Annotated in this window: 17 protein-coding genes; 3 read left to right on the forward strand and 14 right to left on the reverse strand. The window is 28.2% G+C overall.

What is annotated here, in order from left to right:
• Window positions 1-580: 580 nt before the first annotated feature.
• The 3 genes from RH99_RS09765 to RH99_RS09775 all read right to left on the reverse strand — a co-directional run bounded on the left by RH99_RS09765 (window position 581) and on the right by RH99_RS09775 (window position 3,195).
• The gene (locus tag RH99_RS09765; RefSeq protein ID WP_010237185.1) at window positions 581-1,027 is read right to left on the reverse strand and encodes a hypothetical protein; all 447 of its coding nucleotides are present in this window, start codon (window positions 1,025-1,027) and stop codon (window positions 581-583) included.
• A 248-nt stretch (window positions 1,028-1,275) separates the two neighbouring features.
• Window positions 1,276-2,112: an undecaprenyl-diphosphate phosphatase gene (locus RH99_RS09770; protein WP_010237186.1), complete on the reverse strand. Its 837-nt coding sequence runs from the start codon at window positions 2,110-2,112 to the stop codon at window positions 1,276-1,278.
• Between the two features lie 105 nt (window positions 2,113-2,217).
• Window positions 2,218-3,195 (reverse strand): type I phosphomannose isomerase catalytic subunit, encoded by a 978-nt coding sequence (locus tag RH99_RS09775; RefSeq protein WP_010237188.1) that lies wholly within the window; start codon window positions 3,193-3,195, stop codon window positions 2,218-2,220.
• A 242-nt stretch (window positions 3,196-3,437) separates the two neighbouring features.
• Here RH99_RS09775 and RH99_RS09780 point away from each other — a divergent pair, with 242 nt between their 5' ends.
• From RH99_RS09780 to RH99_RS09790, 3 genes are all read left to right on the forward strand, one after another.
• Window positions 3,438-4,295: a YitT family protein gene (locus tag RH99_RS09780; RefSeq protein WP_010237190.1), complete on the forward strand. Its 858-nt coding sequence runs from the start codon at window positions 3,438-3,440 to the stop codon at window positions 4,293-4,295.
• Window positions 4,296-4,374: 79 nt separating this feature from the next.
• On the forward strand, window positions 4,375-5,733 hold the full coding sequence (locus tag RH99_RS09785) for a Mur ligase family protein (RefSeq protein ID WP_010237192.1): 1,359 nt from the start codon (window positions 4,375-4,377) through the stop codon (window positions 5,731-5,733).
• Between the two features lie 34 nt (window positions 5,734-5,767).
• The gene (locus tag RH99_RS09790; RefSeq protein ID WP_010237194.1) at window positions 5,768-6,508 is read left to right on the forward strand and encodes a type 1 glutamine amidotransferase; all 741 of its coding nucleotides are present in this window, start codon (window positions 5,768-5,770) and stop codon (window positions 6,506-6,508) included.
• A 135-nt stretch (window positions 6,509-6,643) separates the two neighbouring features.
• Here RH99_RS09790 and clpB read toward each other — a convergent pair whose 3' ends face one another.
• From clpB to RH99_RS09840, 11 genes are all read right to left on the reverse strand, one after another.
• Window positions 6,644-9,247, reverse strand: a complete 2,604-nt coding sequence (clpB, locus tag RH99_RS09795) for an ATP-dependent chaperone ClpB (RefSeq protein ID WP_010237196.1) — start codon at window positions 9,245-9,247, stop codon at window positions 6,644-6,646.
• Between the two features lie 278 nt (window positions 9,248-9,525).
• The gene (locus RH99_RS09800; RefSeq protein ID WP_010237198.1) at window positions 9,526-10,782 is read right to left on the reverse strand and encodes a transcriptional regulator; all 1,257 of its coding nucleotides are present in this window, start codon (window positions 10,780-10,782) and stop codon (window positions 9,526-9,528) included.
• 20 nt (window positions 10,783-10,802) lie between these two features.
• Window positions 10,803-12,104 (reverse strand): helix-turn-helix domain-containing protein, encoded by a 1,302-nt coding sequence (locus RH99_RS09805; protein WP_010237201.1) that lies wholly within the window; start codon window positions 12,102-12,104, stop codon window positions 10,803-10,805.
• A gap of 244 nt (window positions 12,105-12,348) precedes the next feature.
• Window positions 12,349-12,525, reverse strand: coding sequence for a YtxH domain-containing protein (locus tag RH99_RS18605; RefSeq protein ID WP_010237203.1), 177 nt, complete (start codon window positions 12,523-12,525; stop codon window positions 12,349-12,351).
• Between the two features lie 96 nt (window positions 12,526-12,621).
• Window positions 12,622-13,542: a ribonuclease H1 domain-containing protein gene (locus RH99_RS09810; protein ID WP_010237205.1), complete on the reverse strand. Its 921-nt coding sequence runs from the start codon at window positions 13,540-13,542 to the stop codon at window positions 12,622-12,624.
• Between the two features lie 53 nt (window positions 13,543-13,595).
• Complete coding sequence (msrA, locus tag RH99_RS09815) at window positions 13,596-14,078, reverse strand: peptide-methionine (S)-S-oxide reductase MsrA (RefSeq protein ID WP_010237207.1); 483 nt, start codon at window positions 14,076-14,078, stop codon at window positions 13,596-13,598.
• Between the two features lie 561 nt (window positions 14,079-14,639).
• The gene (locus RH99_RS09820) at window positions 14,640-15,092 is read right to left on the reverse strand and encodes a methylglyoxal synthase (protein ID WP_010237209.1); all 453 of its coding nucleotides are present in this window, start codon (window positions 15,090-15,092) and stop codon (window positions 14,640-14,642) included.
• 118 nt (window positions 15,093-15,210) lie between these two features.
• Window positions 15,211-16,491 (reverse strand): nickel-dependent lactate racemase, encoded by a 1,281-nt coding sequence (gene larA / locus RH99_RS09825; RefSeq protein ID WP_010237210.1) that lies wholly within the window; start codon window positions 16,489-16,491, stop codon window positions 15,211-15,213.
• Window positions 16,492-16,571: 80 nt separating this feature from the next.
• Window positions 16,572-17,381, reverse strand: a complete 810-nt coding sequence (locus RH99_RS09830) for a hydroxymethylglutaryl-CoA lyase-like TIM-barrel protein (RefSeq protein WP_010237212.1) — start codon at window positions 17,379-17,381, stop codon at window positions 16,572-16,574.
• Window positions 17,378-18,436 carry a homocitrate synthase/isopropylmalate synthase family protein gene (locus RH99_RS09835; RefSeq protein WP_010237214.1) on the reverse strand — a complete coding sequence of 353 codons (1,059 nt, stop codon included), beginning with the start codon at window positions 18,434-18,436 and terminating at the stop codon, window positions 17,378-17,380. Before RH99_RS09835 ends, RH99_RS09830 begins: the two co-directional genes overlap by 4 nt.
• Window positions 18,437-18,453: 17 nt before the next feature.
• Window positions 18,454-19,314: an ABC transporter permease gene (locus RH99_RS09840; protein ID WP_010237216.1), complete on the reverse strand. Its 861-nt coding sequence runs from the start codon at window positions 19,312-19,314 to the stop codon at window positions 18,454-18,456.
• Window positions 19,315-19,332 lie beyond the last annotated feature (18 nt).

Consider the following 19,332-nt stretch of genomic DNA (forward strand, 5'->3'; position numbering starts at 1 on the left):
ACGACATCTTCAATCAAATATAAGTCCTAACTTGATATTTTCTTTCAGTTGTCTTATTCTTATTCTCTGTTTAATTTTCAAAGATCAATTCGTCATCATTCGACGACTTTTATAGTTTACCATCATCAATATAATTTGTCAACACTTTTTTGTTGTAAATTTTATTGATAATTTGTCGTGTTTTTCAACAACGTCTATTATCATATCATTATGTTTTAATATTGTCAATATCTTTTTCACTTAATATCAAAACTTTAATTTGTTAATAAATACCGTGTTAAACGACAAAAACTATTTTACCAAAATAAATAATTCTTGCCTCTAAATTTATATCATTATAACATGATTAACTATGTTTTACTTCATATTTTATTGTTTTCCTCTATGTATAATATACTGATACACCAGGATAATTGTATCGTATAGTTTTACTTAATTTCACATTTACTTTACTGAAATACTTCTATATCTATATTCTTTTTTATGCTTAAATATATAAATTAATGTAAAATCAATAATTTATAAAGTTAAATATAATATAAATAAAAGCTATTCTTTATACTTAACTTTATAAATGTAACTACAAATTATATTTATTGCAAAGAAATTCACTGGCTTCAGTATCATATTCACTCTTCATATACTTTTCTAATGTTTCATGCATTTCTGCATAAAAACTCTTTTCCTTACTTACAAGATGTTTTTCTAATAATCCTTTAACAGGACCTTCTTCAAAAATAACCTTCCATTCATTTTCATTTAAAAAGTTTCTGTATCTATTATATTCACCTTTTTCAACCCGTTGAGGGTATTCACCATCATAAAATACTATAATTTCTCCATGCACTATAAGAATTTTTTCAACTCTGCAGGATATAGGTGTACTCAAAGTACTAGATGCTATTATAACTAACAATTCTTTAGCATCCTTTACAAGCTTTATACACTGAACTTTTCCCTTTCCCACATAATTTTGAACCCATTTACCATTCTTTATTATTTCTTCGATTTTATTATCTAAATCCATAGTACCACTCCTAAACAAAATATATAAACTTAATATCCCACTATCTAAAAAATATATTCAAAAAATAATAAATGGACTATCTTAAATACATAATTATTTATTTGAGATAGTCCATTTCATCTTTTCCAATAATATATATGTGCATTATAGTGATTTTAAATACAGCTTTACAATTTAGCACATATTTATCACCGATATTTTGCATAAAGTATTAACTTTGATACAACTACTTTAGATAGAAATCTATGTTATATAGATATTACTTTAGAGAAAACCAATATTAAAAATATAATTGAAAATACAATTCTATAAATAGCAAATATTCTCATAGACCTTTTCTTTAAGAAATTCATAAATTTCTCTACTACTAACAGGGCAACTATAAAAGATACTAAAAATCCAATGGCTATTTCAATAACTTGCATTCCTGTTAATGAAGAAAGATTTCCTAAAAGAGAATATCCTGTTGCAATAATCATAGTAGGGATAGCTAAAAAGAATGAAAATTCAGCAGCCGCAACTGTAGATAGACCTACTATCCACCCACCCATAATAGTTGCAGCAGATCTTGAAAATCCAGGCCAAACTACAGAAAGACACTGAAAACAACCAATTATGAATGCCTGTTTTACAGTTACATCTGCTATATCATTAGTTTTATTATTTTTTCTAAACTTATTTTCTATAATTATCATTAATATACCACCAACTAGTAACGCGAGTGCTACTGGGAATACATTCATTAAGTGTTTATCCACATAATGGTGTAAAAGTACTCCAATTAATCCAGATGGAATAAATGCAACTATTAAATTTCTCCAAAGTTTAGAACCAAAACTTTGGAAAGTTGGATCTATAACCGTCTTAAGAGATTTTAAAAGTTTGTCCCAAAACAATACTACTACAGCAAGTATTGCTCCTAATTGTATTACAATATCAAATAAATTGCTAAACTCTCCCTTAAAATTAAGAAGATCATTGAACATTATTAAATGTCCAGTAGAAGAAATAGGTAAAAATTCTGTTATACCTTCTACAATTCCAAGTATAATTACCTTTATAATCAGTAAAAAATCAGCTGACATTTTAATTAATCACTCCATTTCAAATTTAATTGTTCTTATTAACTTAACCAATCCATATGCTAGTTTACTTGAACCTTGACTTGTTATTTCTTTTCATATATATTATTAAAGTTCTACTTTACTAATTATTTCCTGCTCTACTTTCTTCACATCTGGCACATAAGATTTTAAAAGCTTTAGTTCTCCTTTAATTTCATATTTACCTAAATACGCTGGAATTAATATACTATCACCATATTTTATCTTTTCTTCTCCACCATCAAAGCATATAATTCCATTTCCTTCAACACAGGTAAATATATAAAATCTTTCCCTATCACTTTCTTCTTGAAGATTCTTCTTAATTTCATACATTTCTAAAGAAAATTTATCACAAAGTGAGTAGAAAATCTTGTTATAATTTTCATTTTCTATTTTTAACCCTTTGCTTTGCTGTCCTTTAAGATCAAAATCCACAACATCCAGTGCCTTCTGAATATGCAGTTCCCTTCCCCTGTTATAATCATAAACTCTATATGTAGTATCACTATTTTGTTGTATTTCAGCTATAATTACGCCTTCACCTATAGCATGAATTAGTCCACTTTTAACAAAATATACTTCACCCTTTTTAACTGGTATCTTATTAAGATACTCATCGAAATTGCCTGTATTTATTGCTTGTTCAAATTGTTCTTTAGTACACTCTTTAGTTCCAACTACTAAATTTGCACCTTCAAAAGCCTCAACTACATACCAAATCTCTGTTTTCCCAGGTTCTCCTTCAACTCTTTTTCCATAATCATCATTTGGATGAACTTGTACAGATAGTTTATCTTTAGCATTAATTAATTTAACTAAAAGTGGAAATTTGTCCGAGTTTATTTTATCACCTAATACTCTTTTACCTTCTAGCTTAATTAATTTATCTAATCTTAAATTTTTATACTTACCATTTGCTACTATGCTCATACCATGATCGTGACAAGCTACATCCCAGCTTTCACCTATATTTCCATCAGGTAGATTATCTCTTAATTTTTCTAAATCCCTACCCCCCCAAATTTTTTCATAGTATAAATTCTGAAATTTTAACGGATACATAAATTCCTCCTTATACATTTTATATTCACATATACAGACTATAGAAATAGTAAGAATCCCATGGGATTTTTATTTTCTAAAATCATGTACATTATTTATATATTAACTCCAAACACTTATTTTTTCAATCTATTAAAATTTGTTCTTCTTTTCCTACCATAATATTTGTAAACATAAATTAATTGTGATACTATAAGCAATGGAATTTAATCATTACATGATGGTATTTATAAGGAGGAATAATGAACACAAAATCAAAAGAATATCTAATGCTAGTCGGCGGCACTTTTTTTTATTCAGTATATGTAGCTTTACTTCTTAATCCGGCAAAAATAGGTACAGGTGGTATACTTGGAATTTCATTATCACTTCATAACCTTTTCAACTTTAAAATAGGTATTACAACGGTTATACTAAATATTCCATTATTTCTTTTTGGATTTAAGCTCTTAGGAAAGAAATTTGCTATTAAAAGTGGTTTAATTGTTCTTATATCTTCTTTACTCATAGACTATATAGGCGCTACTTTCCACCATTTTTATATTATACCTGTTAGTGATAAACTCACAGCTTCTATCTTCTGTGGAGTTGTATCAGGAATAGGTATGGCAATGCTCTTTATGGGTGGCGGTTCTACTGGTGGACTTGACATATCTGCCAAAATAGTGAAAAATCATATGAAAAGCTTACACTTATCTCACGTTTTACTTGTTCAGGATATTTGTGTTTATATATTTGTAGGAATAGTAATGGGACCTCAATCTGTATTATATGCCCTTATAATGAGCTTTATAAGATCAAAAACTATTGATGCAATGCAAGAAGGTATTTCCTCCTCAAGACAATGTATAATAATATGTAATAATACTGAAGAAATTATTCATGAGGTAAATGAAAAGTTAGATAGAAGTGTAACTGTATTAAAAGCAGTTGGAGGGTATTCTCACAATACTAAAAACTTTTTATATGTTGTAGTTCAAAAAACTCAACTTAACACATTAATAGTAATTGTGAAGAATATTGAGCCAACAGCTTTTGTAACAGTTTCACCAGTTAACGATATTCTCGGTAATTATAAACAAAAAAGTCTTTCTGTTTAATAAAAAACGCTTTAGGTACTGTTTATTAATCAAGTTTTCTGCAATAATTATAACTATACTCTACATTTCACTTTAGGGGGTGTTCAAAATTAAGATTAATTCATTTTTTAGTATTTTAATTTCAAAAACAATTATTATACTTTCTAAAAAATTATTTAAAGGTGGTACAAATTTTCCTGGTAAGGTAGCTTTGAAACTTGATAAAAATATACTTAAAGTGGTAGCTAAAAATTATAAAGTTATACTTGTAACAGGTACAAATGGAAAAACCACCACCACCAGCATGATCTATGACATGATTAAAGAAAGTAATAAAAAGGTTATTACTAATAATACAGGTGCTAACCTTAAACCAGGTATAATTTCTTGCTTTATAGATCACTTTAGTTTTTTTAATTCTCAGTCTGACACTTATGCAGTTATAGAAGTAGATGAAGCAAATGTAAAACTTATAACTGAACATTTAATTCCTGAAATTATAATAATAACAAATCTATTTAGAGATCAACTTGATAGATACGGTGAAGTCTACACTACTCTAAATAAGATAATGGATGGTATAAAGAAGGTACCAAATTCTACTCTAGTACTTAATGGTGATGAATCCCTATTAGGAGATTTAAATATTCCAAATAAAATAGCCTACTATGGATTTAATTGTTCTACAAACGAAAGCAAAACTGTTGATATAAATGCAGATGCCAAGTTTTGTAAAAGGTGTAAAAATGCCTATTCCTATGAATTCATAACTTATAATCATTTAGGTAAATTTTATTGTGACAAATGTGGATACAAAAGACCAGAACTTACTTATCATGTTGATGAAATAAAGGAGCTTTCAACTTCAGGTTCTCTTGTATCTATAAATGGATTTGAATACTATATAAATCAACCTGGCATTTATAATATATACAATGGGATATGTGCACTTTCCACTGCAAAGCTGCTTAGAATTGAAAATTCTATTATATTTAATTCCCTTAAAAATATTAAAAGCAGCTTTGGAAGACAAGAGGCTATAAACATTAATGGTAAAGAGTTAAAAATTATATTAGTTAAAAATCCAGCTGGATATGATCAAGCTCTTAATACAGTTTCTTTAGATAATAGAGATATGAATATATGTATGCTCTTAAACGACAATTATGCTGATGGACGTGATGTATCCTGGATTTGGGATGTAAACTTTGAAATTCTAAGTCAATTAAACATTAAAAAGACCATAGTTGGTGGTATAAGACTATACGATATAGCTGTTCGTTTAAAAATAGCTGGCATCGATCACAATAAATTTGTAATCGGAGAAAATTATGAAGATATATTAAAAGATATAGAACAGTGCGAAGGCAATATTGTATATGTATTAGCTACCTACACTGCAATGATTGATTTTAGAAAATTTTTACATAGTAAAGATCTTATTAAAAAACTTTGGTAATATTCTTATTAAAATTTAATTGGTGGTGGAACGTATGGAACTGAATATTTGTCATTTATATCCTGATCTTTTAAACGTTTATGGAGATATAGGAAATATATTAATTTTAAAATATAGAGCCAACCAAAGAGACATAAAAGTAAACATATTTAATGTATCGTTAAATGATGATTTTAATGGTGAAAATTACGATATAGTATTCTTTGGTGGTGGTCAAGATTATGAGCAATCCATAGTATCTAATGATTTAATCGAAACTAAAAAAGCTGGAATTTCAGAGTACATAAACAGCGGTAAAGTATTTTTATCCATATGCGGTGGATACCAACTCCTTGGAAAATACTACACTACGCCCTCTGGTGAAAAACTAGAAGGTCTTGGCATATTAGATATCTATACTGATGGCGGAGACACTAGATTTATAGGCAATACAGTTATAAAGAATGAGGATACTGGTGAAATATATGTAGGATTTGAAAATCATTCTGGCAGAACCTATATAAATGGATTAAAACCTTTAGGAAAAGTTATTAAAGGTTATGGTAATAATGGTTCTGATGGCTTTGAAGGCTGTATATATAAAAATACCTATGGTACTTATTTTCACGGTTCACTACTATCTAAGAACCCAGAACTTGCAGATAGGCTGCTAAAAACCGCTCTTGAGTTAAAATACGGCGAAGTAGTAAATCTAGAACCCATTAATAGTGATCTAGAATTAGAGGCAAAGAAATTTATTATAAAAAGGGAAACAAGCAATATGAAAAATTCTTAAAATTTATTATAAAAATATTAGCAATAATATTTCATTGCTAAAAAAATAATGGGACTTAACCTAAGAATTGTTTTTAATTCTGGTTTAAGTCCCATTATTTTAATTTTAAAAATCCATCTTATCTATTAGCATTGATTAATTTACCTTTTCAATAACTATATTATCACCTTTTCCATCTACCTTCACAGTAGTTCCTTCATATATTTCCCCTGCGATAATTTTTCTTGCTATATCTGTTTCTAGAGTATTTTCAATATATCTCTTTAATGGTCTAGCTCCATAAACAGGATCATAACCTTCTCTTGCCATAAGTTTTTCAGCCTCTTCTGTAATAACAAGCTTAATATTTTTCTCATTGAGTCTCTTTCTTATATCATCAATGAATATATCTATAATCTTTGTTATTTCACTAGTTGATAGTGGTTTAAACATTATTATATCATCTAATCTGTTGAGAAATTCTGGTTTGAATCTAGACTTCATCTCATCCATTACATATTTCTTTACATTTTCATCAATACCATTTTCCTTTGTATTAGATAAAAGATGACTACTTCCAATGTTTGATGTCATTATTATAATACAATTTTTAAAGTCCACTGTTTTTCCTTTATTGTCTGTAAGTCTTCCATCATCTAAAATCTGTAAGAATATATTAAATACATCATCGTGTGCTTTTTCTATTTCATCAAATAGAATTACACTGTATGGTTTTCTTCTTACTGCTTCTGTTAGCTGGCCACCTTCTTCATACCCAACATATCCTGGAGGTGCTCCAATAAGTCTTGATACAGAATATTTTTCCATATACTCTGACATATCTATTCTTATAATATTTTCTTCTGTATCAAACAATGTTCTTGCAAGAGTTTTTGCAAGTTCTGTTTTACCTACACCGGTTGGTCCAAGAAATATGAATGAACCTATAGGCTTCTTTATATCTTTTAGCCCAGCTCTTGCTCTTATTACTGCATTGGCTACAGCTCTTACTGCCTCATCTTGACCTATAACTCTCTTTTTCAATTCATCTTCAAGCCTTAATAATTTCTTTCTTTCCCCTTCTACAAGCCTTGAAACTGGTATTCCTGTCCATTTAGATACAATTTCTGATATTTCTTCTTCAGTAACTTCTTCTTTTAAAATTGCATTTTCAGTTTTACCTTTAATTAGTGCTTCTTTTTCACTTATTTCTTTTTCAAGATTAGGCACTGTACCATATTTAAGTTCAGCTGCCTTATTTAAATCATATTCTCTTTCCGCTTTTTCTATTTGACCTCTGACTTCATCAAGTTTAGTTTTTAATTCTTTAACTTCTGTTATCTGTGATTTCTCATTTTCATATTTTGAGGTCATCTCTTTATCTTTTTCTTTAAGATTGCTTAATTCTTCTTCTAAAACTTTAAGCCTTTCCTTAGTTGCCTCATCTTTTTCTTTAGATAATGCCTCTTTTTCAATTTCCATTTGGAATATCTTTCTCTTAAGCATATCCATTTCTGTAGGCATACTATCAATTTCTGTTCTTATCATTGCACCAGCTTCATCTACTAAGTCAATTGCCTTATCAGGTAAAAATCTATCAGTTATATATCTATCTGAAAGCTTTGCCGCTGCTATGATGGCAGAATCATGTATTGTTACACCATGATGTATTTCAAACCTTTCCTTGAGTCCTCTAAGGATAGAAATTGAGTCCTCTACAGTAGGTTCTGATACAATAACTGGCTGAAATCTTCTTTCTAAAGCCTTATCTTTTTCTATATATTTTCTGTATTCATCAAAAGTAGTAGCACCAATACAATGAAGTTCTCCTCTAGCAAGTAATGGCTTTATCAAATTACCTGCATCCATTGCTCCCTCTGTCTTTCCAGCCCCTACAATTGTGTGTATTTCATCTATAAATAATATTATTTTTCCTTCACTATTTTGTACTTCCTTTAATACAGCCTTAAGTCTTTCTTCAAATTCACCTCTATATTTCGCACCAGCAATAAGAGATCCCATGTCTAAAGAAAAGATAATTCTATTCTTCAATCCATCCGGAATATCTCCTCTTATTATTCTTTCTGCTAATCCTTCAACTATAGCGGTTTTTCCAACACCAGGTTCTCCAATTAATACTGGATTATTCTTTGTTCTTCTAGAAAGTATTCTTACAACTCTTCTTATTTCTTCATCTCTACCTATAACAGGATCCAATTTATGCTTTTTAGCCTCTTCAACTAAATTTCTTCCATATTTAGAAAGAGCATCGTAGGTACCCTCTGGATCTTCTGTTTCAACTCTTTGATTTCCTCTAATTTGCGCTAAAGTCTGTAAAAATTCTTTTTTCTGTATATTGTGTCTCTTAAGTATAGTAACCACAATATCATTTTTATCTAAATCCATAAGTGCAATCATAACGTGTTCTGAACTTATATACGAATCCTTAAAATCTTTTGATATGCCCTCTGCCTTTATAAATATTTCTTCAAATCTTCTAGTTGCATAAACAGAAGAATTTTGTGCTGCTTCTCCTAGAACTTTAGGCATCCTATCCAATTCATTTTCAATATCCTTTTTTAGATTTTCAATATCTACTCCCATTTTACTAAAAATATTTGGAATAAGTCCATCTTCTTGAGAAACTAAAGCCATAAAAAGGTGAATAGAATCAATAGTTTGGTGATTAAATTTTACAGCTACAAGTTGCGAATCATTTATAGCCTCCTTAACTTTTGTGGTTAACCTTTCTACATTCATAGTTTTCATCTCCTTAGTAAAAATTTTAAATTAACTTATTACCTTTTACATAATATATTATACTACTTTTAGAAATAAATTTCTTGAATTTATCTAATAGTTAATTACTCCAATATTATAGTCATTGGCATATTACTATATAGCACTTCTAAACTTCATTGCGCAAAAAACCTCCTGAAAATTTAAAGAATTCTATTAATAAAAGGCTACCTTAGCAAAAGATAGCCTTCTATTACAAATATATATCTATAAGTTTTATAAAATTTTTAAAATTATATTCAAATCTTTTTATTTAAGTTTATAGCTAAACTTAAATATTTTAATGATTCCGTTGTATTTCCCATCTCAAAATATAAATTGCCCATTTCCATGTATCTCTCATAAATCTGATTTTTACTTCCTATTTTTATGAGAATATCTAATGATAAATTCATATACATTTCACTCAACTGTATATTTTTCTCCCTATACATTATCAATGACTTATAATAATATGATCTTTCAATAAATACATTTTCATGTAAATCTATTGAACAATTTAATGCTTTATCAGATAATTCCTTTGCTTGTGATATTTTATCCATTTTAATTAAAGTATTAATTACCTTAAGAATAAAGTCCACGAAATTTCTCTTTATATCCTCAGGATATAGTGAAATTGATTTATTTATATATTCATAAGCTTTATCTCTAATATCTGTGTCTAACATTGCACATCCATATCGGTAAATGAATTTAGCTTTCAGTGTTAAATTATCTTTACATAATTCAAAGGACTTCTTTTCAAAGTTTTGAAATTCTCTATTTTCCATTTTAATACAAAGTATTCCTAGCAAATTATAAATCCTAGCTTTATATTCACCATCATCAATAAACTCTATTATCTCCAAAAGTTCTATAACTATTTCATAAGCTCTATCATAATTCTTCATCATAAACTGACAGTTAGCTTCTTGGTAAATAGCATTACTAAGCATATCATAATCTTTAGATTTATTATCAATTAAAGCTTTTCTTACGTTATTATAGTAACTTGCAGCCTGAAAATATTCATTTTCTTTATAAAAATATCGTCCTATATCCATGTAGTATATTAATTTATTCTTTTCATTACAAGACTTTCTACAAAAATTATAATATCTAGCTGTATTAACTTGACAAGAATTAGTATGTTTAATATCTAAATAATAATTAAAAAGTTTGTGCATAAATTCAAAGGCCAGATCATAATACTCATATTCTTCTGCATACTCAAGATTATATTTTAAAAATCTACCTTTGTCTTTATTAGATTTACTATTAAAATTTTTTAAATTATCTTTTAATTGATCTCTTATATCTTTTTTTACATATTCAATGTCAATTTCCAATTTAGAGGATACCAATTCTAATATGAAATCATCAGGTTGTATTTTCCCATTTTCTATACAGCTCATTTTAGAAACTGATATTTTATCACCGCATACATCCTTCAAGGTATAACCTTTATATACTCTGCATCGTTTAATTTTTTCTCCAATGGATAGTATTTCCATGTTACACACCCTATCTTTACTTATACATATTTTATAATTCCAAGTTTTCTAAATACCTCTACTCCATTATTTAAATATGCAGCAGCCTTTTTATCTCTTCCATTATCTATATAGAACTTTCCTATTATAATAGAAATCTCTCCAATTTCATTTATTAAATTCATATTTTCTGCATATTGTAATGCCATAAGTAATGTTTCTTCTGCTTCTTTTATATTTCTATCCAAAATATCAACCCTATGCTTTAATAAATAATATTTTATTATATTATTGTCTTTTTGCATATCAATATTATCCATAATTTCATCTAAGGTTTTTTTTGAATTAGTTATGTCCTTTAATTTTATATAATTTTCACATATGTTTATCAATGTTTCAATGATAGCATTTTTATTATTTGCTCTTATCTTTTTAGCTCTATTGAGGTGAACAAAAGATTCCTCTATGTTTTCAAATTCATAAAATAATCGTCCTAATTCATTTTCAATGTCACCTACATATTCATTTTCATCATTTTCCCTAAATACCTTAAGTGATTTTTCAGAATATTTTATAGCATTGTTAAGATCTGCTTTCTTAATATATTCTTTTGAAAGCAACATAAGTGTTTTTGCATACTCTTTTTTATTATTTATTTCTTCAAATTTTTGTTTAGCAAGATAACTATAATTTATAGATTTATCCATATCATCCAATCTAAAATATATAAGCGCTATAAAATAATAAATTTGTCCTAATAAAAAGTCATCTCCTATATTATTTTCCTGAAAAACCTTTTCCGCCTGCTGAAAATAACTACATGAAGAATGATAAGCTTTTAAATCTAATGTTATTTTTCCTAATTTTAAATATGTCTTAACTACTTCATCTTGATGATTTAGCTTTATAAATATAGCATTTGAGGCCAAAAAATACTGCTGAGCTAGTCCCATTTCCTTTTTAGCCATACTTATTATTGCTCTTAGATATAAATTTCTTGCCTTTCTATAATCTAAATTATATTTTTCTCCATAATACATTGCTTTTTGAAGAAATTGTTCTGCTATTTGAAATTCATAATTTAAAATATGAGCCTCTGCAATATTTTCATAATAAATACAGATTTTTTCTGCTTGCGTTTCTTCAGATTCCATTAAATATTCTACAGATGTATTTAATGTTATTGCTAAATACTCCAATAAGTCCATACTTGGATTTGACTTTCCAGATTCAACCAAACTTATTTGACCAGGAGTAATTCTATCGCCTGCTAAATCCCTTAATGTCATATTAAGATCTCTTCTTCTTCTTTTAATCTTCTCACCTAGAGACAATATCTCCATATTTTATCTTCCTTTGCTTATACATATATTTACTGATTTTAAACACATTAAAATTTTACCATTAATTATATTATATTATATCATAATTACTTTAATACTTACAAAATAAATCATGATATGTGCTTTAAATATATAAAATTATTGATATTTAGCAATTAAATGATATTTATCATTTTATTAAGTCATACATATACTAGCAATAAAAATCAAAAAAATAATCGGAGTATAAAACTCCGATTTAGTATTAATCTATCCAATGCCTTACATTGTCAAAAATATCTTCTGCTGCATTACTAAGTCTACTTCTTGACCTTCTTATCTTCTTTTTAGTACTTCTATTTAAGTCTGGAGCAATAAGCATTCCTGCTGCGGCTCCAATTAATGCACCTGTTGTTATTCCCTTTATAAATTTTCCACGCATATTATACACTCCTTTATTGAATAACATTAATTAATACTTTAACCTTATGTTATGCAATTTTTAAAATATTACTCAATAAAAGATATATTTTTTTAATTATGAATTAAATTTATCCAATAAATAAGTAATTAAATTTATTTTTTCTTGATCATCTAAATGAACTATAAAATTTTCAGTTTCCTCTTTATTTATTTTATATTTATATATAATATTCTTGAATTTCAACATCTTAATTTTTTCTTTTTTCTTTTTAGTTCCATTACTTACAATCTTTATATTTTCCTTACTGTTAGGAGCTAATCTTAATATTTCTTCTCTTATATCTTCTGACTTTACTTCTAAACTATTATTGAGAAGCCACTTCTCTACAACCTTATCTGATTTAATATTTACTTTTTCTTTGCATTTTTCATCTACTAGTTCATTGTATAAATCGCCGGTATGACTGTCTACCTTTACGAATATTATTTCAATGCCATCTCTCATAAGTTCATTCATTTTGTTATAATACCTTATAGATGATTCTTCTCTTCTCTCCCAAAATCCTGTAGCATGATGGCAAATACCAGCATAATCATGGAATATAACTACTCTCTTATCTCCTATTTTCAAGGCATACTCTACAGCCCTTATAGAAGCTTCCAGTTCTCCAGCTATTTGTCTTATATTCTTTTGACTACTATCTTCTGAAGCTCCACTTTCAATATATTCAACAACATTATTTCTAACTGCCACTAATCCGTAGGCATATTTCTCTGTATCCTTATTATAACTTCCATCTACATAAACATGTAAACAATCCATAGGATAAGAATCTATTCCTTTTTTTAAAAGCTTGCTTCCATCATTTAAATACCCTTTAGCAGAATCCATATCTTCAAAGCTCTTATATACGGCGCCCTTAACACCCTTAACGTATTTAAGACACTCTGCCCAGGTATTAACTATTTTATTTTCAATCTTTCTATTAGTTGCAAAATCATAACCTTCTTTTACGGCATAAACCTTTTTCCCCATAATATGTATCTCCTAACTCTATTTCATTTCACACCAATATCAAGTTTTATACATTACTTCAATAACTCTCTTGGAATGTGACAATATCCATTTGGATTCTTATTTAGATATTTTTGATGATATTCTTCTGCATCATAAAAATTTTTTAAAGATAAAACTTCAGTAACTATAATATTATCATATTTTCTCTGTTCACTTTCAATTGATTTTAATATTGTTTCATAATCATCATCTTCAATATAGTAAATTCCCGTACGATATTGATTTCCAACATCATTTCCTTGCCTATCCTTTATTGTTGGATCTACAATCACCCAATATGACTCTAATAATTTTTCTAATGATATAATCTTTTCATCATATTCTATATAACATGCTTCTGCATGCCCTGTATGATTATTGCAAACTTCTTCATAAGTAGGATTCTCTTTATTTCCATTTGCGTACCCAACCTTAGTAGAAATAACCCCTTTAATATTATTAAAATAAGCTTCTACTCCCCAGAAACATCCTCCTGCCAATACAATTTTCTTCATTCATATTACCTCCTAAATAATTTTATACTTGAGCACCAATATTTAATTACTCTAAACACATATTCATTTATTATCTATTATAAATATTCTATTGTAAATTATCCCAATCATCAATAAGTTATAAACAAAATTATAAAATCTATAGTTTTCTTACTTTTTCCCTTATCTAGGAACACACCTCTGTTATCTTCAACCTTTTTAGAATATTAATCATATATAAATTTATCTAAATATAATACTTTAATTCAAATAAGTCATATGAAAATAATGTGGTATTCAATTATAAATTAATAAAATCAACTTATAACTAAATACCACATTATATAAAATAACACTCATATTATCAAAGCTTATTTACTTAGGCACATTCAAATAAATAACTAGTCAGTATACTAGCCTATTTTGAATTCTACTGCGTCAGCAGAACCCTCTGATAGCACCACTATCATCAGGACCTGTTTCCTTGTATAATTCAAAATAGACGTCGCATCTTTGACTTGTTATTTATTTTCACATGCCTTATACTCATTTATAAAATACCATTGAGTATAAAGTATACACTTAAAAATTATCTTTTCTTATTCTATTGTAATAATCTATTATGTGCCTTTCATATTCCTCTCCCATAATAGAAGATTTCAATAAAAAATCCGCAGTGGATCTACTCATCGCCACCGGAATATCGTATAACACAGAGATCCTAAGAAGAGCTTTTACATCTGGATCATGAGGTTGAGATGTAAGCGGATCCCAGAAGAAAAGCATAAAGTCTACATCCCCATTAACTATACTTGCTCCAATCTGCTGATCTCCTCCCATTGGACCACTTTTAAAACCTTTTACATCTAAGCCAGTTCTTTCGGAAATAAGCTTTGCAGTAGTACCTGTTCCACATAAAATATGTTTACATAAAATATCTTTGTTATCATCTGCCCAGCTTATTAAATCCTCTTTTCTATTATCATGAGCAACTAATGCAATCTTTTTTTCTTTAGCTAATTTATTTATACTCATCCTAATCCCCCTAAAATATGTAATGAAAATAATTTTATATTATCAAAATTATATCATACATTAAATTTTCAAATCAATAACTCCCATAAGTTTATTTTAAAGAGAACAGCGAATATCTCTAATTATTTTCAACAACTACGGCTACACCATTGGGAATCACTACAACTTCAGCATCTTTTCCCTTTATATTATATGCCATTTCTAGTGCCTCATCAAAGTTAAAAGCATGTTTCATGTGCATATTTTTAATCATATTTGGATCACACATATCTGTAACCATAATTACAGTATAATTATTTAAAATTCTTGCTAGAATTTGAATCTCCCATTGATCTGGTATAGTTTTATTTCTAGGTACCTTTAATATTCTTTCAAGAAGTTCTTTTAGTCCTTTAGCATTTGCAAAATTATCATAAAAAGATTGTCCACCATGTCCGTCATTACAGGCTGCTATCATAATAATTACTCCACCTTTTCTACAGGTAGCTTCAGCAGCGGTCATTCCCTTTACAGCTTGGTATATATTTTGATCTAGTGGATATCCTCCGTTACTTGAAACTACTATATCACCTTCTATGCTTTTAACACTAGAAAGGCTCATAAGAAATTTACATCCTTCTTCATGTGCCAGCTTACTATCACCAGCAAAAGCATTTATAATATTCTTATCTTCATCTATAACTACATTTAATATAAATGCAAGCCTTGCCTTTTTCGCAGCATAAAGCATATCTTTGTGTATGGGATTATATTTGATAACACCAGTTCTAGCATGATCATTATTAATAAACTCTGAGCAATGATTTGCCATTATAGTTGTTGCTGATGCTATACCTGGCAAAATACTTTTTCTTCCCCCTGAAAATCCAGCAAAAAAATGTGGTTCTATAAATCCTTCCGCTATTAATAGCTCTGTCTCTACTGCCAATTTGTTTAGTAAAAGCTTACCACCAGATGGCAATACTCCAACATCTGTAAGCCTATTTTCATCTGTAGAAACATGATTTATAATTTTTTCATTATCTACTATATCCTTGCCAAATTTATTTATCATTTCTTCTCTTGTTGTTGGCCTATGAAACCCTGTAGCTATAAGTATTTTTATATCTATATTAGGATTTATCTTTCTTATCCTGTCAAGTAGAATAGGCATAGTAACTTTGCTTGGCACAGGTCTTGTATGATCACTAGTTATAATAATCATATTGTTTTTTCCTCTTACTAATTCCTCCAAAGATTTGCTTCCTATGCAATTATCAAGTGCTCTATTCACAATATCCTCTTGTGAACTATCAGCCTTATAATTATTTGCTTTAGAATTTAGTATTCCCTTTAAATTTTTATCTTTGATATTTATCTTTAAAGATTTTGTTGAGTATGGTATATCAATCATAGTCATAATAATTCCCCCTTATTAAACGATTACACCCACAGTAAAATTATACCACAAATAATAAAAGTTGAACCAATTTTATGAAATTATTGATTCAACTTTATTATTTTTTTAATATTTTCTTCTCTCTCAATAACATCAGTAAAGTTTTTTGCCCATAATTTTTTACCTGTAAGTTCATAAATTATTTTTATAAACTCTAAAAAATTACAATTTCCAGCTCTTTCTCCCATACCTGTAATAGTACAATCTGCAAATTTTGCTCCTGCTTCCATTGCAGCCAGGGAATTAGCTATTGCCATTCCAAAATCATTATGGGTATGAATTTCAATATCCACAGGTACTGCCTCTCTTATTTTCTTTATATGATTATAAAGTTTTTTGGGTTCCATAATTCCTACAGTATCTGCATATCTTACTCTTTTAACACCTAAATCAAAAACAATTTTACATAATTCAATTAGAAAATTTATATCTGCCCTAGAAGAATCTTCTAAACCAACAGTTACTTCACATCCTTTATCTTTAGCATAACTAACTGATCTTTTTAAATGCTCCATAACCCAAACTCTATCCTTTTCTAATTTTGATTTTATCTGTAAATCAGATACGGGTGAGGATATATGAATTATATCTACTCCACATTCTATAGAAGTATCAATATCTTTAGTACTCATTCTATTCCAAGCTGCTATTTTACTATCCAGTCCCAAAGCTGCTATTTTTTCTACACTTATTTTTTCATCTCCACCCATAGCAGGTATTCCAGCTTCTATTTGATATACTCCCATTTCACTAATAAGCCTGGCTATTTTCACCTTATCATCTATACTTAAAGCTACACCAGCCTTTTGTTCTCCATCTCTTAGTGTGGTATCTACTATATTGATATTCATTTACTATCACCTTCAACAACTCTATTAATACTATTATACATTTCAATTATTTCATTGTCTAAAACATTTCTTTTCATCTCGATACTTTTTTCCCTTATACAATCTAAAAATTTATCCATATCTATATAATTATAATTTAAGTGAAGCTCCTTAAATTTCACCATTAAAGCTTTCTTACCTGAATGTTTACCAATATACAACTTTCTATGTGCCCCTATATCTTCTGGATTAAATGGTTCATAGTTTCTTGGATTCTTAGCTATTCCATCTGCATGTATACCAGATTCATATTTAAAAATATCCTCTCCAAGTATTGGTTTCATGCAATATACTTGTTTTTTAGTTATTCTTTCATATGTTCTAGTGAGCTCATTCATCAATTTTAAATTTCCGAATACTTTAGCTTCTTTCATTACTTTAAGTGCTAGAATCACCTCTTCCATAGCTGCATATCTATTACTATTAAATGCTGTGGTAATCATATCGGCCCCTTCTGTACATGCATTTATACTTATAGCTGTAGCCATATAGTAAGTATTACTTGCACAAAAATCTACTAGAACAGAGAAATTTGTTTTCACATCTTTTATCAATTTATCAAATCCATAGAAATTAATTTTATTTACATTATTTATCCTTAAACAAATTATATTATACATATCAAATATTTTATTGTCTCTATCCATGTATAAGTTATCTAAATCATTAATATCTATTTCTAATACTATATTGTGTCCTTTTAGGTTGTCCTTAAATTGCATATTAATTTCTAATGCTTCTCTATATTCTAAAACTATATATTTAAAATCATATTTATTTAAATATTGTAAATCTTCATTAGCCTTAATTCTGTATATATACTTTAAACTTAATGGTAATTTTTTTATTGTATTTATAGTGGTTCTATCAATTTCAAATAAATCTACCCCTATTTTAGCTAATAGCTCTAAAAAATATGCGGCATAATTATTATCAATATTTCCAAGTTCTTTTACTAATTCTGGCATAGTCCTGTCTATAATACTTTTTTCACTTCCATTAACTATAATAGCCATACATAAACACCCTCTTACTAATCATCTTCCTTAATACTAAGCCTAACTACTAATAACAATATAAAAGTCATAATATATAAAATTGTTGCAAAAGCTGTAGCCATTTTAATATCATTTTGCATATACGTATATATCTGAAGAGGTATAGTTCTTGTTTCATCCATAATATTTCCTGCAAACATCAGAGTAGCACCGAACTCTCCTAGTGACCTTATCCAAGCTAATATGAGTCCAGATAATACCGCTTTTTTAAGCATAGGAAGCATAACTCTTATAATGGTTTCAATTTTACCTGCTCCTAGTACATAGCTTATTTCAAAAAGTTCAATTGGTATTGCCTTTATAGAATCTCTAAGAACTCTTACATAAAGAGCTGAAGATACAAAGAATTGTGCAATTACTACTGCTGTAGATGTGAATATAATATTTATCCCGTGGCCTGATAAAAAGTTACCAACCACACCATTTTTACCAAAAGTTAATAATAATGCAATACCAGCTACTGCTGGTGGTAGGACTATTGGTATTTCTACAAATATATCCATTATCTTTGACAATGTCTTATTCTTAATTCCATCTATACAAAAAGCCGTTGGTGTACCAATAAAAAAAGTAAATATAAGTGCTATCAAAGATGTAACAAAACTTAAGAGTACAGTTTTCATATTCTCTGTACTCCTTAATGTATCAAATATATAGGATACTCCTGAATACTTCATCATTGAAATTACTGGAAATACTAACATTAATAAATATATAACAGTTAAGATAAGAAAAAGAGGAGCTAATATCTTTTCAAGAAAATAAAACTTAGTTCTTCCATCCCCTTCAACATAAACTTTTTTTGACTTGCGGGATAAGTTTCCTTTATTCTCCATTATGAATATTACCTCCTC

Origin of the sequence: Clostridium arbusti SL206, assembly GCF_000246895.1 — a bacterium.
In the GTDB taxonomy this organism is placed as follows: domain Bacteria; phylum Bacillota; class Clostridia; order Clostridiales; family Clostridiaceae; genus Clostridium_I; species Clostridium_I arbusti.